We start from the raw sequence: 14,523 nt of genomic DNA, 5'->3' as shown, positions 1-14,523 counted from the left end.
ATAAATCTTTATTATTTTAGGCCTAATTTAACTAAGTCATGTAAAGTGATTACACCTAAGATAGAATTTTCTTTATTTACTACAGCAAGGCTAGTAATTTTATGGGTTTCCATTTTTTCTAAAGCAAAAATAGCCATATCATCTTGATAGATGGTTTTAGGATTTTCTTTCATGACTGTATTTATAGCTGCTTGACTACTAAAATTAGTTGTTTCAAATATTCTTCTCAAGTCACCATCTGTGAATATACCGAGTAGTTTGCTATTTTCAGAGATTAGAGTGTGGCCTATACCTTTTTTACTTATTTCTAATATAGCATCTCTAATTGAGTCTGTAGGTTTAACTATAGGAATTTCTGAGTCTTTTCTCATTATGTCTTCAACTTTAAGAATTAGTTTTTTACCTAAAGCACCACTTGGATGGGAGAATGCAAAATCTTTTGCAGTAAAATTTTTGGCTTTAAGTAATGCTATAGCTAGAGCATCTCCTAAAACCAAAGTGGCTGTTGTACTACAAGTTGGAGCTAGGTTGTGAGGACATGCTTCTTTCTCTACATTTAGATTAAGGGTTATAGTACTATTGTTTGACATTATAGAGTTAGGATTACTTGTTATTGTAATTATAGGAATCTTAAGATGTTTTAGCATAGGCATTAACCCCATTATTTCAGAAGAAGTTCCTGAATTAGAAATAGTTATTAGAACATCATTACTTGTAATCATTCCAAAGTCACCATGCCCAGCCTCTCCAGGGTGTACAAAAAAAGCTGGTGTTCCTGTACTTGCAAGTGTTGCTGCAATCTTTTTTCCTATATGACCAGACTTTCCCATTCCTGTTACAATAACACGACCTTTTTCTTTATTGTGTGTCAATATTAAATCACAAGCTTTTTCAAAGTTTCCATCAATTGATTTTTTTAAATTTTCTAAAGTTCTAATTTCTAAATCAAAAGTTTCTATAGCATTCTTGATATGACTATTCATTTTAATATCTCCTGAAAAGTGAATAATAGATGATACTCACATATTTAATATTATATAAAAGTTACTTATATACTCAAATCTTAATCACGAATATGATAGAATTCTAAGTTAATTAACTCAATTAAATTAATTTTATAATGAGATTTTTTCAAATAAATCCTTCAATACTTTCAGCAAATTTAGCAAAACTAGGTGATGATGTTAAAGCTGTTTTAGAGGCTGGGGCAGATAATATTCATTTTGATGTTATGGATAATCACTATGTTCCTAATCTAACATTTGGACCAATGATACTTAAATCATTAAGAGATTATGGTATTAAAGCAGGGATGGATGTTCATCTAATGGTTAAACCTGTAGACTCTTTAATAGAAAGTTTTGCAGAAGCAGGAGCTACTAGTATAGTATTTCATCCTGAAGCTAGTGAGCATATAGATAGAAGCTTACAGTTAATTAAGTCTTATAATATTCAAGCAGGCTTGGCTTTAAATCCTGCTACAAGTTTGGATAGCTTAAAATATGTTGTAGATAAATTAGATAGAATTTTGTTAATGTCTGTAAACCCAGGTTTTGGTGGACAAAAGTTTATTCCAGCAATATTAGATAAAGCAAAAGAAGTATCTCAATGGATGAAAAGTATAAATAAGAATATTTTACTTGAAATTGACGGAGGAGTTAATCCTGAAAATATTGCAAAGATAGCTTCTTGTGGAGTAGATGCTTTTGTTGCAGGATCAGCAATTTTTAACTCTGAGAGTTATGAAAAGACTATTTTAGCTATGAGAAATAATTTATTACAAGTTGATTAATATGAATAATTTTTTAAAAAGTATAGAGATTATTTTTGCAGTTGGCATTGTTCTACTTAGTTATTTTTTACCTTTATATTTTTTAAATTATCAAGTTACAAATTTTAGCTCATTTTATTTTTTAACATTATTTATATGTGCATTGAGTTTTATAGTTTTTTTTGGAGCTGAATATACTAGTAGTATTAGATCGTCTAAATCAATAAATGTTCTTAAAATACTTCTATGCTGTTTAATGATTAGTATTTTTATAATGTCTACAGCTTTTTTTACAAGGAGCTTTGCTTTTCCAAGAAGTCTAATAATATTTGGTTTTTTCATTCAGTTAGTTTTATTAATACCATTAAGGTTTATTTTTAGAAATATTTCTAGAAATAGAGTTTATAATGAGATTTTAATCATTGGTACCACAAATGAAAAAGAATGGCTTTGGACTAAAGTAAATAATATAAAATTACCTAATGAAAAAGTAGCTAAATATTTTTTTGCAGATAAAGATGGATATTCATTAGATCAAGAGCTTAAAGCTATAGGACAAGTTTTTATATCTGATAAGGCATTAAATTTTCTTAATGAAAAAGATATAACTTATTTAAATTTGTTAAACCTAAATATAATTATTATTCCCAGAAAGTATGAGATATCAGTATGGTCTAGTTTTCTAATTCCTTTAGAAGATAGTATAGCCATGAATATAAGAAGATTAGGCTTATCATTTGAGGCTATTTTTATTAAGCGCCTTTTTGATATTTTATTTAGCTTAATTATGTTGGTTTTATTTTTTCCTATAATGCTTATCGTTGGGATATTTATTTTTATTGAAGATAGGAGAAATCCATTTTTTATTCAAGAAAGAATTACTAAAGATGATAGACCTTTTATGCTAGTAAAATTTCGTAGTATGAAAGTTGGAGCGGAGAACAATACAGGTGCTATTTGGGCTGGAGATAATGATGATAGGATAACTAAAGTCGGTAAAGTTATTAGAAAATACTGGTTAGATGAGTTACCACAATTTATTAATGTTTTAAAAGGCGATATGTCTGTAGTTGGTCCAAGGCCTGAAAGAAAAGAGCTAATAGAAGTTTTTAGTAAAAATACACCAGAGTTTAAATATAGGACAAAAGTAAAGGCAGGAATTACAGGTTATGCACAAGTTTTAACTGGTTATAAAACTTTACCAGAAAATAAATTAAAGTTAGATTTAATTTATATTCGCAAATGGAATATAGTTTTTGATCTATTAATAATAATAGAAACAGGTCGAGTAATTTTTATGAAACTATTATCTTGTTTTTTAAAACCAAAAGAAAAACAAATATTAGTCAAAGAAGAAATAGATAAAAATTGTATAAGGTATATTTATGAGTAAGACAGTTCTTGTTACTGGTGGGGCAGGTTTTATAGGTAGTCACACCGTTGTTGAACTTTTAGAAAGAAATTATAAAGTTATTATTGTTGATAATTTTTCAAATAGTAAAGAATCAGTTATAGATAGGATTAAGCAGATAACATATAAAGATTTTTTGCTTTATAAACTTAATATGCTTGATAAAGTAGCTTTTAGTAAAGTTTTTATAGAGAATAAGATTGATTCAGTTATTCACTTTGCTGGATTGAAAGCAGTTGGTGAAAGCGTTGAAAAGCCCTTATTATATTATAGAAATAATATTGATATGACTTTGAATTTGATTGAGTTGATGGAAGAGTTCGAAATAAATAATTTAGTCTTTAGTTCATCAGCAACTGTATATGGCGTTGATAATAAGCCACCATTTAGAGAAGATATGTCTTTAAGTGCAACAAGTCCTTATGGTGCGACTAAACTAATGATAGAAAGAATGCTTAACGATATTCAAAATGCTTATCCAGAATTTAATATAGCTCTTTTAAGATATTTTAATCCAGTGGGAGCTCATAAAAGTGGAATAATAGGAGAAGATCCTGAAGGCATACCAAATAATTTAATGCCATATATTGCACAAGTTGGATCCGGTGTTCGTCAGAGGCTAAGTGTTTTTGGTGGGGATTATGAAACTGATGATGGAACTGGCGTAAGAGACTATATACATGTTATGGACTTGGCAATTGGTCATATACTTGCATTGGAAAAATTACAGAATGAAAAGATAGGTTGTAGAGCATATAATTTAGGTGCAGGTAAAGGCTTTAGTGTTTTAGAAGTAATTAAATCTTATGAAAAAGCTTTAGGGAAAGAAATCTCTTATGAGATAGTTGAAAGAAGATCTGGAGATATAGCTAAAATGTTTGCAGATGTTTCAAAGGCAAAAGAAGAGCTAGGCTTTGAGACAAAAAAAACACTAGATAATATGTGTCAAGATGTGGTTAAGTGGCAAAATTTTACTAAAAGGTAATAAGAGTAATTTATTATGAATATAGTTATTATTGATCACTATGCTACTAGAGCTTATAAAGGTAGAGGAGGACGTCAATACTATTTTGCTAAGGAATTGTCTAAAAAAGGTCATAATGTAAAAGTAGTTTGTGCAAATGTAGATCATCATAGTGATTATATTGTTAATACTTATAAAAAGATAATAAGAACTTTAAAAGATGATAATGATAATGATTGGATTTTTGTTAATACATTAAAGTATAAAGCTATTCAGTCTAAACGAAGATGGTTTAATGTTTTAGATTTTTATTTTAAACTTTTCTTTTCCTATAAAAAAATAATACCTAAAGATACAGATATTATTATCGCGTCAAGTGGTCCATTATCAACACTTCATGTTGGCTTGCATATAGCAAGAAAAATGAAAATCCCATGTATTTGTGAGGTCAGGGATTTATGGCCATTGTCGATAGTTGAGTATTCACGTTTGACTAATAGAAATTTAATTATAAAAGCCTTATATAAGTTAGAAAAATGGTGTTATAAAAAAGCATCTGCAATAGTATTCACTATAGAAGGCGGCAAACAATACATTATAGACAAAGGTTGGGATAGTGATATAAATTTTGAAAAAATTTATTATATAAATAATGGTGTATGCTTAGAAACATTTAATAAAAATAAAGAAAAATATGTATTTAGTGATAAAGACTTAGATGATCCAAGCTTATTTAAGATTGTTTATACGGGCACTATATCTAAGGTCAATAAAATTAGAGAGCTTGTTAAACTTGCAGAACAACTTAAAGATGAAAAAGTAAGAGTAGTTATTTTTGGCGAGGGGTCTGAGGAAGAGAAGCTAAAGAAAGACTGTATATTAAAAAAGTTAAAGAATATAGAGTTTAAAGGAAGGGTAGAAAAAAAATATATTCCTTCAATTCTTTCAAAAGCAGATTTAAACATTATTATTATTGATGATAAACCAAACTTATATAAATACGGTATCTCAATGAATAAACTATTTGAATATTTGGCGGCAGCTAAACCAATAGTTTTAACAAATCCTGTTAAAGATTTTAATTTTGTAGAAGAAAGAGGGTGTGGAATTAATGTATATCCATTTACTATAAATAATATAGTTAAAGCAATCAATCAAATATATTCATTGGATAAGCATGGAAAGGAAAAGTATTTTTTGAACAGTTCACAGCAGGCTAAAGCTTTTGATTTTAAAAAGCATGCCGAAAAGTTGCACAATATTCTTAAAATGGTTAAAAATAATTATGAAAAGTAGTTTATTAAAGAGAATAAAGTCTAAAGAAATAATCATAGGTGTTGTTGGTTTAGGTTATGTTGGCTTACCATTAGCTGTAGAAAAGGCTCTAGTAGGTTTTAAAACTATAGGTTTTGATGTCCAAGATATGAAAGTTGATCAAGTTAATAAAGGTAGGAATTATATTGGGGATATTATAGACTCTGATTTATCAAAAGTTGTTAAAAGCGGTCTGTTAAGAGCAACTAAGGATTTTAGTTTTATAAAAGATGTGGATTTTATAGCTCTATGTGTTCCTACTCCATTAGATGCTTACCAACAGCCAGATATTAGTTATGTCAGGGATTCAGCAAGAGCTGTAGCTAAATACCTTAAGAAAGGAGCTATGGTTGTGCTTGAGTCAACAACATATCCGGGTACTACAGAAGAGCTATTAAAACCAATTTTAGAAGAAGGTTCAGGTCTAAAATGTGGGGATGATTTTTATTTGGGGTTTTCACCAGAGAGAGTTGATCCAGGCAATAAACAATTTAAAACAAAAAATACTCCTAAAGTAGTAGGAGCAATAGGTGAAGATGCTAAAGAGTTAATTTCTGAAGTATATAAGCAGGTTTTAGAAAGTGATGTTTTTGTGACATCTACTACAGCTGTAGCTGAAATGACAAAGCTACTTGAAAATACATATAGAAATATAAATATAGGTTTAGCAAATGAAATGGCTATTCTTAGTGAAAGGATGGGTATAAATTACTGGGAGGTTATTGAAGCAGCTAAGACTAAACCATTTGGATTTCAAGCATTTTATCCTGGTCCTGGATTAGGCGGGCACTGTATACCATTAGACCCTTATTATTTATCTTGGAAGGCTAGAGAGTTTGGTTTTCATACCTCTATGATAGAAGCATCAATGATGGTGAATGATCGGATGCCAGAGTATTGTGTTGAAAGAGTATCACGAATTTTAAATAAATATAAAAAACCTATAAATGGTTCAAAAATATTAGTGTTAGGTGTAGCCTATAAAAATGATGTTGATGACTATAGAGAAAGTCCTATTTTAAAAATAATAGATATTTTTGAGTCTATGGGAGCGGATGTTGAGTTTTATGATCCTTATATTAACGAATATAAGTATAAAAATATTAAAAAAGTTGGGTTGAAAGATTTGAGTACTAGTAATTTAAATAGTGCTGATTTAGTTTTTATAGGGGCAAATCATAGTAGTTTTGATTATAGCTTAGTACAAAAAAATACTAAGGTTATTTTTGATGCTAAAAATGCAACCGCTAATTTAGCTGATAAATCTAATATTGAGGTTTTGTAGAAAATTTTATGAAAAAGGTAACTTCAATAGTATTAAATAATTTTAAAAATGATAGTCGTGTTTTAAAAGAAAATATATCACTAAAAAATGCAGGATATGATGTAAAGGTTGTAGCGCTTCACGAAGAACCATTAAAAGAGTTTGATAGTATTCAAAATATACCTATACATAGAATTAAACTTAGAACTCGAAAATGGTCTAAGCATAAATTGGTGCAGATAATCAAATATTTAGAATTTATTTATAAGGTTGTTAAAAAATATAAATCCAGTGACACTGTACATTGTAATGACCTTAATGCTTTGCCTGTAGGAGTAATAATAAAGAAGTTTTTTAATAAAAATTTAAAACTTGTATACGATGCACATGAATATGAGATAAATGACATACCTAATCAATCAAAAGTCAGTATTAAGTTAAAATATATTTTAGAAAAATCGTTAATAAAATATGTTGATAAAGTTATAACTGTAAGTGAGTCAATCGCAAATGAGTATGTGAAGCTTTATAATATAGGAAAGCCAGCATTAGTACTTAATGCACCACCATATAAAGAAATAAATAAGAAAAATTTATTCAGAAAAAACCTAGGTATAAAAGATAATCAAACTATATTCCTATATCAAGGAGGTTTATCAAAAGGCAGGGGAGTTGAGATACTTCTTGATACATTTATAAGTATAGAAAATGAAAATGCTGTAATAGTTTTTATGGGTTACGGCTCTCTTGAAAATTTAATAAAAGAAAGTTCAGACAAATACAGGAATATATATTTTCACGAAGCTGTAGCACCTGAGATTTTGCTTGATTATACAAGCAGTGCTGATTTTGGATTATTATTTTATGAAAATAACTGTTTAAATCATTATCTGTGTTCACCTAATAAAATGTTTGAATATATTATGGCTGAAATACCAGTTATAATTTCAAATTTGTATGAGATGAGAAGGTTAGTTGAATCAAATAAGATCGGAACAGTAGCAAAAGAAAATACATTAAATGGATTAAAAAAAGCAATCACAGAAGCTGAAGGACTAGATAAAGAAAAACTCAAATCGAATATAAAAAAAGTTAAAGCTATTTTTAATTGGGAAGAACAGGAAAAAAATCTATTAGAAGTTTATAGAGGTTTAGGATAATGTGTGGGATTAGTGGCATAATCAATAAAGATAATTTAGAGGTTAATTTTAGTGATATAAAGAATATCAATGATCTTATCATACATCGTGGACCAGATAGTGAGGGTTTTTTCTTTGAATCTAATTTTGCATTTGGACATAGGAGATTAGCAATACTTGATTTGAGTGAAGACGGCCATCAGCCGATGCATTATATGGATAGATATACCATAACATATAATGGAGAAGTTTATAATTATTTAGAAATTAGAGAACAGCTAGAACAGGTTGGATATAAATTTAAATCAAACACAGATACAGAGGTCATACTGGCGGCTTATGATAAGTGGGGATATGATTGCGTAAATCAGTTTAATGGTATGTGGTCATTTGCTATATATGATAAGGTTAAAAAAGAAATATTTTGTAGTAGAGATAGGTTCGGAGTTAAGCCATTTTATTATGCTGAAGTAGATAATAAGTTTATATTTGGCTCAGAGATAAAGCAAATTTTAGAATATTTGCCACAAAGATATGTAAATAAAAATATTTTAGCGGACTATTTACTTTATAGTTTAGAAGAGCATACTAATGAAACATTCTTTGAAGGAGTTTTTAAGTTAACGCAGTCTCATAATCTTATATATAATTTAGAAGATAATAATTATAAAACCTTTAAATACTTTGATTTAAAGCCTAGTCGCCATCTTGTTAAACTAAAAGAGTCTGAAGCTATTGAGCATTTGGGTAATAGTTTGAAGAACTCTATAGCTTTAAGGCTTCGATCTGATGTTAAAATTGGTACATGTCTAAGTGGTGGTCTTGATAGTTCATCTATAGCCGCATTAGCTTCAAAAATGTATACAGATAATAGCGGAAGTAAATTCATAGCTATTCATGCAAAGTCTGTTGAAAATAAGACAGATGAAAGCGGATATGCTGAGAAAGTATCTAACTATTGTAACTTTGATTTATCTGTCATAGAGCCAAGTCTAAAAGCTATTTCTAATAATATTGAAGAAGTTGTATATACTCAAGAGGAGCCATTTGGAGGCCCGTCAATACTTATGCAGTATTTTGTCATGAAAGAAGCAAAAAGACTTAACTGTATAGTAATGCTTGATGGTCAAGGAGGCGATGAAACATTATTTGGATATGAGAGTTATTACTCATTTTATTTCGCATCATTACTGGCTAAGCTAAATATTGTTAGATTTATAATAGACTTTAAGAGGCTAAAAGTTTTTAAAGTATCTAAGAGAAGAGTTTTGAAGGGTAGTGTAGCAGTTCTTTTTAGAAATCAACTGTCTTTGATAGAAAAAAAATATAGAAGCAAAAGAGTATTACTTAATCATACTCTTGATAGTAAGAGATATACTGATATTTACTCTTTTCAAACATTTGAAAACTTTCAAAAAAGAGAGATCATGGTAAGAAACCTGCCTCATCTACTTAGATATGAGGACAAAAACTCAATGAGACACTCTATAGAAACAAGATTGCCATTTGTAGATTATCAAGTTGTTACATCAGCGATATCATATGATGATAAGCTTAAATTTAAGAAAGGTTTTTTAAAGTATTTACTGAGAAAGGTTGTGGAGAATTTATTGCCTAAAGATATTGTTTGGAGGCAGAATAAGTTTGGATTTGAAGCACCTACGGATATGTGGATTGATGCTAATATAGAGAATATAAAAGCTGAAATTAGTAGATCTAGAATAGTTAAGCAATTTGTAAAAAAAGCTGATTATAGTAATAAAAATATCTTATGGAAACTATATAATATATCTATATGGGAAAGAATATATAATGTCAAAATTGATTAAAATATCTCACCTGACATCAGCACATTCTAGATATGATACGCGTATTTTTATAAAAATGTGTAGCTCTCTTGCTAAACTTGTTAATTATCAAGTTAGCTTAGTAGTTGCAGATGGTAAGCAAGATGAAACTATAAATAATATAGATATATTAGGTGTTGGAGCAAAAAGTGGTAGTAGAATTTTGCGTATGACAAAGACTGTAAAGAAAGTCTTTGAAAAAGCAAAAGAATTAGATAGTGATATATATCATCTGCATGATCCAGAACTAATTCCTATAGGATTGAAGCTTAAAAAGCTAGGTAAAATAGTAATATTTGATGCTCATGAAGATTTACCAAAACAGCTGCTTGGAAAACCATATTTGAATAAATATACAAGAATCATTCTTTCTAAATGTTTTGCTATATATGAAAAATACTCATCTAAGAAATTTGACTATATCATAGCTGCAACTCCATATATCAGAGATAAGTTTTTAAAGATTAATCAAAATACTGTAGATATAAATAATTTCCCAATAATTGGAGAGCTATCAAATAATACATCTTGGGATCAAAAAAAAGACGAGGTTTGTTATGTGGGAGGTATATGTGAGACTAGAGGTATAAAAGAGATGGTAAAGGCTATGGAGTTTGTTAACGTAGCTAGGCTGAATTTGGGCGGACAATTTAGTGAAAAAAAGACTGAAAAAGAAGTAAAACTGTATGTTGGCTGGCAAAAGGTAAATGAGTTAGGTTTTTTAGGTAGAGACCAGGTGTTAAATGTATATTGTAAATCAAAGGCTGGGTTAGTAACATTACATCCAATTATTAATTATCTAGATGCATTACCTGTGAAAATGTTTGAATATATGGTTGCTGGATTACCTGTTATATCTTCAGATATTTTCTTTTGGAAAGAAATAGTAGAGGGTAATGATTGTGGGATATGTGTAAATCCTTTAGAGCCTAAAGAGATAGCGAAAGCTATAGACTATATAATAGATAATCCATTAGAGGCAGAACGAATGGGGCAAAATGGAAAAAAAGCAGTCCTAGAAAAATATAACTGGAGTATAGAAGAAGAGAAGTTATATAAAGTTTATAGAGATGTTATAAATGCTTAAAATACTAACAATACTAGGTGCAAGACCACAATTTATTAAGGCTGGTTCTGTAAGTCGTAAGATAGCTGAATATAATAATATCAAAGAAATAATTGTTCATACAGGACAGCATTATGATGCAAATATGTCGGATATATTCTTTGATGAGATGAAGATTCCTAAACCAGACTATTTTCTAGGGGTTAGTGGTAAATCTCATGGTGCTATGACTGGTCAGATGATAGAAAAAATAGAAGAGATTGCTCTTAAAGAAAAGCCTGATTGGATAATAGTTTATGGAGATACAAACTCTACTTTAGCCGGAGCTATAGTTGCTGGTAAGCTACATATAAAGCTAGCTCATATAGAGGCAGGCTTGAGAAGCTTTAATATGCAAATGCCAGAAGAAATAAACAGAATACTTACTGATCGAGTTAGTGATTTACTCTTCTGTCCAACTAATATAGCTATCCAGAATCTTAAAAATGAAGGATATAATAATTTTAATTGTAAAGTTATAAATTCTGGTGATGTAATGCAAGATGGAATAATCTTTTATAAAAAATTAGCAAATAAGCCATCTAATTTTTATATTCAAGAAGAGTTTATATTATGTACTATTCACAGGGCTGAAAATACAGATAACATAAATAGATTAAGAGAGATTCTTTCAGGGCTTAATGAGATAGCTAAAGAAACACAGATTATATTACCTCTTCACCCACGAACAAAAAATATTTTAGAGAAAAATGATGTTTTAGACTCTCATTCAAATCTAACAATAATTAATCCTGTTGGTTATTTAGAAATGATATGGTTGATAAACAATTCACAGCTAGTTATGACAGATAGTGGAGGTTTGCAGAAGGAGGCATATTTTTTTGCTAAACCTTGTATTACGCTAAGAGATGAAACCGAGTGGGTTGAATTAGTTAATCTTGGAGTAAATATCCTCGTAGGAGCTAATAAAACAAGCATATTAGAAGCCTATGTTGATCTAGATAAAACTAAATTTGATTTCTCAAATAGTTTATATGGTGATGGCAATGCTAGTAAAATAATTATAGAAAATATTTTAAACTATGAAGAGGTAAATAAATGAAAAACTTTGCATTAATAGGAGCTGCTGGATATATAGCTCCTAGGCATATGAAGGCTATCAAAGAAACAAATAATAATCTTATTGCTGCAATGGATATTTTTGACTCTGTAGGGATTATTGAGAGCTATTTTCCTGAAGCTAGTTTTTTTAAAGAATTTGAAAGATTTGAAAGGCACGTTAATAAACTTCAACATACGAATGATAAGACTGATTATGTATCTATATGTTCACCTAATTATTTGCATGATAGTCATATTAGATTTGCTCTTAGAAATGGTACACATGCAATATCTGAAAAACCTCTAGTTTTAAATCCATGGACATTAGATGCTTTAGAGCAAGTAGAGAAAGAAACAGGTAAAAATATTTATAATATTTTACAGTTAAGAGTTCATCCAAGCATAATTGCTTTGAAACAAAAGATTGCTAATGGACCTAAAGATAAAATTTATGATATAGATCTCACATATCTTACTAGTCGAGGTAACTGGTATTATACAACCTGGAAAGCAGATGTTGAAAAGTCAGGAGGCTTGGCTAGTAATATTGGTGTACACTTTTTTGATATGCTATATTGGATATTTGGAGATGTTAAGCAAAATATTGTTCATATTCGTGAAGAAGATAAAATAGCAGGCTATATTGAGCTTGAAAATGCAAGAGTTAGATGGTTCTTAAGTATTGACTACGATATGTTACCAGATGAAATTAAAACTAAAGGCCAAAGAACATATCGCTCTATAACAGTAGATAGTGAGGAAATAGAGTTTAGTGAGGGGTTTGCGGATTTACATACTATGACTTATCAAGGTATACTTACAGGAGAGGGTTATAGAGTATCAGATGCACGTGTCGCAATTGAGACAGTATTTAAAATTAGACATATTGACCCTATAGGATTAAAAGGAGATTATCACCCATTTTGTAATAAAGCAGTAAAAAAACCATTTTCAAAATTCTCTAGAGATCTAATTAGAAAATATATGGAGAAGTAAATGTCTAACTATTTTATACATCAGTCAAGTTATATTGACGATAATGTTACTGTGGGAAAGAATACTAAGATCTGGCATTTTTGTCATATACATTCAGGAGCTAGTATTGGTTTTAAGTGTTCATTAGGTCAAAATGTGAACGTTGGTAATAATGTAAAAATTGGTAATAGTGTTAAAATTCAAAATAATGTCTCCATATATGAAGGGGTAGAGCTTGAAGATTATGTGTTTTGTGGTCCGTCAATGGTTTTCACTAATGATTTAACTCCTAGAGCAAAATACCCTAAGGGGAGGGAGGCGTATAAAAAAACATTAGTTAAATATGGAGCTTCAATAGGAGCAAATGCAACTATTGTGTGTGGTAATACTATTGGCAGATGGGCGATGGTAGCTTCTGGAGCTGTTGTGACTAGAGATGTCGCTGACTATGCCTTAGTTGCTGGTATACCTGCTAAACAGATTGGTTGGGTTTGTGAATGTGGTAATGTGCTTAAAGATATTAATATATGTAGTGAATGTGGACGAAGTTATAGAATAGAAGATAAACATCTGGTACAAATATGATGGAGTTTAGAGGGCTAAAAGCTCAATATAAAGCGTTGAAAAAAGAGATTGATACAGCTATTTTAAATGTTTTAGAATCTGGTCAATATATAGGTGGAACAGAAGTCAAAGAATTAGAAAAAGAGCTAGCCAAATATATTGGAGTTAAGCATTGTATTACCTGTGCTAATGGTACAGATGCTTTGACTATTTCGCTTACATCTTTAGGTATTGGTAAAGATGATATTGTTTTGGTGCCTGACTTTACATTTTTTGCAAGTGCTGAATCAGTAGCATTTGTAGGGGCTGTGCCTGTATTTGTGGATGTTGATGAGCAGACATATAATATTTGTCCACAAAAAATAGAAGAAACTATTTTAGAATTACAGCAAAAAGGCTATGGAAAACAACTAAAAGCTATAATGACTGTCGACTTATTTGGACTACCAGCAAATTATCCAGAAATTAAGAAAATAGTAGATAAATATAATCTGCTTATAATAGAAGATGCAGCCCAAGGCTTTGGTGGTAGTATTAATGGTCAGAAAGCTTGTAGCTTTGGAGATATTGCTACGACTTCATTCTTCCCTGCAAAACCTCTTGGATGTTATGGTGATGGTGGAGCTATTTTTACAAATAATGATGAATTAGCAACTTTTATACGCTCGTATGTTGTCCATGGTAAAAATGGCGATGATAAGTATGATAATATTCGTATTGGAGTAAATTCTAGATTAGATAGTATTCAAGCTGCAATTTTACGAGTTAAGTTAAAGGCTTTCAAAAATTATGAGCTGGATGCGGTAAATAAGATAGCAGAAAAATATAATCAACAGTTAAAAGGTAAGAATTATCAATTACCATGTATCCCAGAAGGCTATATTTCTAGTTTTGCTCAATATACTATTAGGCTAAACTCAAAAGAAGCTAGAGATAATTTGCAAAAAAAGTATGCTAATAAAGATGTATTAACTATGATTTATTATAATAAGTCAATGCATAAGCAAGGAGCTTTTAACGGCAAGTTGATAGATTTAGATTGTTTTAAAGGTTCTCAAAATTTATGTGATACGGTTTTGAGTTTGCCAATTAATTTGTATTAAGTTG

At 29.8% G+C, this 14,523-nt stretch carries 13 protein-coding genes; 12 read left to right on the top strand and 1 reads right to left on the bottom strand.

Translation table 11 applies throughout. The features are described from left to right. Positions 1 to 11: 11 nt before the first annotated feature. On the bottom strand, positions 12 to 983 hold the full coding sequence (locus tag DNK87_RS02365; RefSeq protein ID WP_119330385.1) for a KpsF/GutQ family sugar-phosphate isomerase: 972 nt from the start codon (positions 981 to 983) through the stop codon (positions 12 to 14). A gap of 137 nt (positions 984 to 1,120) precedes the next feature. On the opposite strand from DNK87_RS02365, the gene rpe reads away from it, so the two are divergent. Genes rpe through DNK87_RS02305 form a run of 12 tightly spaced genes read left to right on the top strand, consistent with a single transcriptional unit; the run spans position 1,121 to position 14,519 of the window. Next, on the top strand, positions 1,121 to 1,792 hold the full coding sequence (gene rpe, locus DNK87_RS02360; protein ID WP_119330386.1) for a ribulose-phosphate 3-epimerase: 672 nt from the start codon (positions 1,121 to 1,123) through the stop codon (positions 1,790 to 1,792). A gap of 1 nt (position 1,793) precedes the next feature. Next, entirely contained in the window at positions 1,794 to 3,164 is a 1,371-nt protein-coding gene (locus tag DNK87_RS02355; protein WP_119330387.1) for a sugar transferase, read from the top strand. Further along, positions 3,157 to 4,167: a UDP-glucose 4-epimerase GalE gene (gene galE / locus DNK87_RS02350; RefSeq protein ID WP_119330388.1), complete on the top strand. Its 1,011-nt coding sequence runs from the start codon at positions 3,157 to 3,159 to the stop codon at positions 4,165 to 4,167. Before DNK87_RS02355 ends, galE begins: the two co-directional genes overlap by 8 nt. A gap of 15 nt (positions 4,168 to 4,182) precedes the next feature. Beyond that, positions 4,183 to 5,442 (top strand): glycosyltransferase family 4 protein, encoded by a 1,260-nt coding sequence (locus DNK87_RS02345; RefSeq protein WP_119330389.1) that lies wholly within the window; start codon positions 4,183 to 4,185, stop codon positions 5,440 to 5,442. Then, complete coding sequence (locus DNK87_RS02340) at positions 5,432 to 6,745, top strand: nucleotide sugar dehydrogenase (protein WP_119330390.1); 1,314 nt, start codon at positions 5,432 to 5,434, stop codon at positions 6,743 to 6,745. Before DNK87_RS02345 ends, DNK87_RS02340 begins: the two co-directional genes overlap by 11 nt. 8 nt (positions 6,746 to 6,753) lie before the next feature. Then, positions 6,754 to 7,884: a glycosyltransferase gene (locus DNK87_RS02335; protein WP_119330391.1), complete on the top strand. Its 1,131-nt coding sequence runs from the start codon at positions 6,754 to 6,756 to the stop codon at positions 7,882 to 7,884. Beyond that, positions 7,884 to 9,692 (top strand): asparagine synthase (glutamine-hydrolyzing), encoded by a 1,809-nt coding sequence (gene asnB, locus DNK87_RS02330; RefSeq protein WP_119330392.1) that lies wholly within the window; start codon positions 7,884 to 7,886, stop codon positions 9,690 to 9,692. The genes DNK87_RS02335 and asnB overlap by 1 nt, the downstream gene beginning before the upstream one ends. Next, positions 9,676 to 10,797: a glycosyltransferase family 4 protein gene (locus DNK87_RS02325; protein ID WP_211360937.1), complete on the top strand. Its 1,122-nt coding sequence runs from the start codon at positions 9,676 to 9,678 to the stop codon at positions 10,795 to 10,797. Before asnB ends, DNK87_RS02325 begins: the two co-directional genes overlap by 17 nt. Further along, a complete protein-coding gene (gene wecB / locus DNK87_RS02320; RefSeq protein ID WP_119330393.1) occupies positions 10,790 to 11,878 on the top strand; it encodes a non-hydrolyzing UDP-N-acetylglucosamine 2-epimerase in 1,089 nt (362 codons plus the stop codon). Before DNK87_RS02325 ends, wecB begins: the two co-directional genes overlap by 8 nt. Beyond that, positions 11,875 to 12,873 carry a Gfo/Idh/MocA family protein gene (locus DNK87_RS02315; protein ID WP_119330394.1) on the top strand — a complete coding sequence of 333 codons (999 nt, stop codon included), beginning with the start codon at positions 11,875 to 11,877 and terminating at the stop codon, positions 12,871 to 12,873. Before wecB ends, DNK87_RS02315 begins: the two co-directional genes overlap by 4 nt. Continuing rightward, the gene (locus DNK87_RS02310) at positions 12,874 to 13,437 is read left to right on the top strand and encodes an N-acetyltransferase (protein WP_119330395.1); all 564 of its coding nucleotides are present in this window, start codon (positions 12,874 to 12,876) and stop codon (positions 13,435 to 13,437) included. Continuing rightward, complete coding sequence (locus tag DNK87_RS02305) at positions 13,434 to 14,519, top strand: DegT/DnrJ/EryC1/StrS family aminotransferase (RefSeq protein WP_211360936.1); 1,086 nt, start codon at positions 13,434 to 13,436, stop codon at positions 14,517 to 14,519. Before DNK87_RS02310 ends, DNK87_RS02305 begins: the two co-directional genes overlap by 4 nt. Positions 14,520 to 14,523: the final 4 nt, after the last annotated feature.

The sequence above is a fragment of the Pseudofrancisella aestuarii genome (genome assembly GCF_003574475.2).
GTDB classification, from domain to species: Bacteria; Pseudomonadota; Gammaproteobacteria; order Francisellales; family Francisellaceae; genus Francisella; species Francisella aestuarii.
The sequence above is the reverse complement of the archived record's forward strand: the minus strand, read 5'-3'. Positions and strand labels throughout refer to the sequence as shown.

Coding starts and splice junctions, on each gene's coding strand:
- DNK87_RS02325 (WP_211360937.1), top strand. CDS start 9,676: ATGTCAAAATTGATTAAAATATCTCACCTGACATCAGCACATTCTAGA.
- wecB (WP_119330393.1), top strand. CDS start 10,790: ATGCTTAAAATACTAACAATACTAGGTGCAAGACCACAATTTATTAAG.
- asnB (WP_119330392.1), top strand. CDS start 7,884: ATGTGTGGGATTAGTGGCATAATCAATAAAGATAATTTAGAGGTTAAT.
- DNK87_RS02335 (WP_119330391.1), top strand. CDS start 6,754: ATGAAAAAGGTAACTTCAATAGTATTAAATAATTTTAAAAATGATAGT.
- galE (WP_119330388.1), top strand. CDS start 3,157: ATGAGTAAGACAGTTCTTGTTACTGGTGGGGCAGGTTTTATAGGTAGT.
- DNK87_RS02315 (WP_119330394.1), top strand. CDS start 11,875: ATGAAAAACTTTGCATTAATAGGAGCTGCTGGATATATAGCTCCTAGG.
- DNK87_RS02345 (WP_119330389.1), top strand. CDS start 4,183: ATGAATATAGTTATTATTGATCACTATGCTACTAGAGCTTATAAAGGT.
- DNK87_RS02340 (WP_119330390.1), top strand. CDS start 5,432: ATGAAAAGTAGTTTATTAAAGAGAATAAAGTCTAAAGAAATAATCATA.
- DNK87_RS02365 (WP_119330385.1), bottom strand. CDS start 983: ATGAATAGTCATATCAAGAATGCTATAGAAACTTTTGATTTAGAAATT.
- DNK87_RS02305 (WP_211360936.1), top strand. CDS start 13,434: ATGATGGAGTTTAGAGGGCTAAAAGCTCAATATAAAGCGTTGAAAAAA.
- DNK87_RS02355 (WP_119330387.1), top strand. CDS start 1,794: ATGAATAATTTTTTAAAAAGTATAGAGATTATTTTTGCAGTTGGCATT.
- DNK87_RS02310 (WP_119330395.1), top strand. CDS start 12,874: ATGTCTAACTATTTTATACATCAGTCAAGTTATATTGACGATAATGTT.
- rpe (WP_119330386.1), top strand. CDS start 1,121: ATGAGATTTTTTCAAATAAATCCTTCAATACTTTCAGCAAATTTAGCA.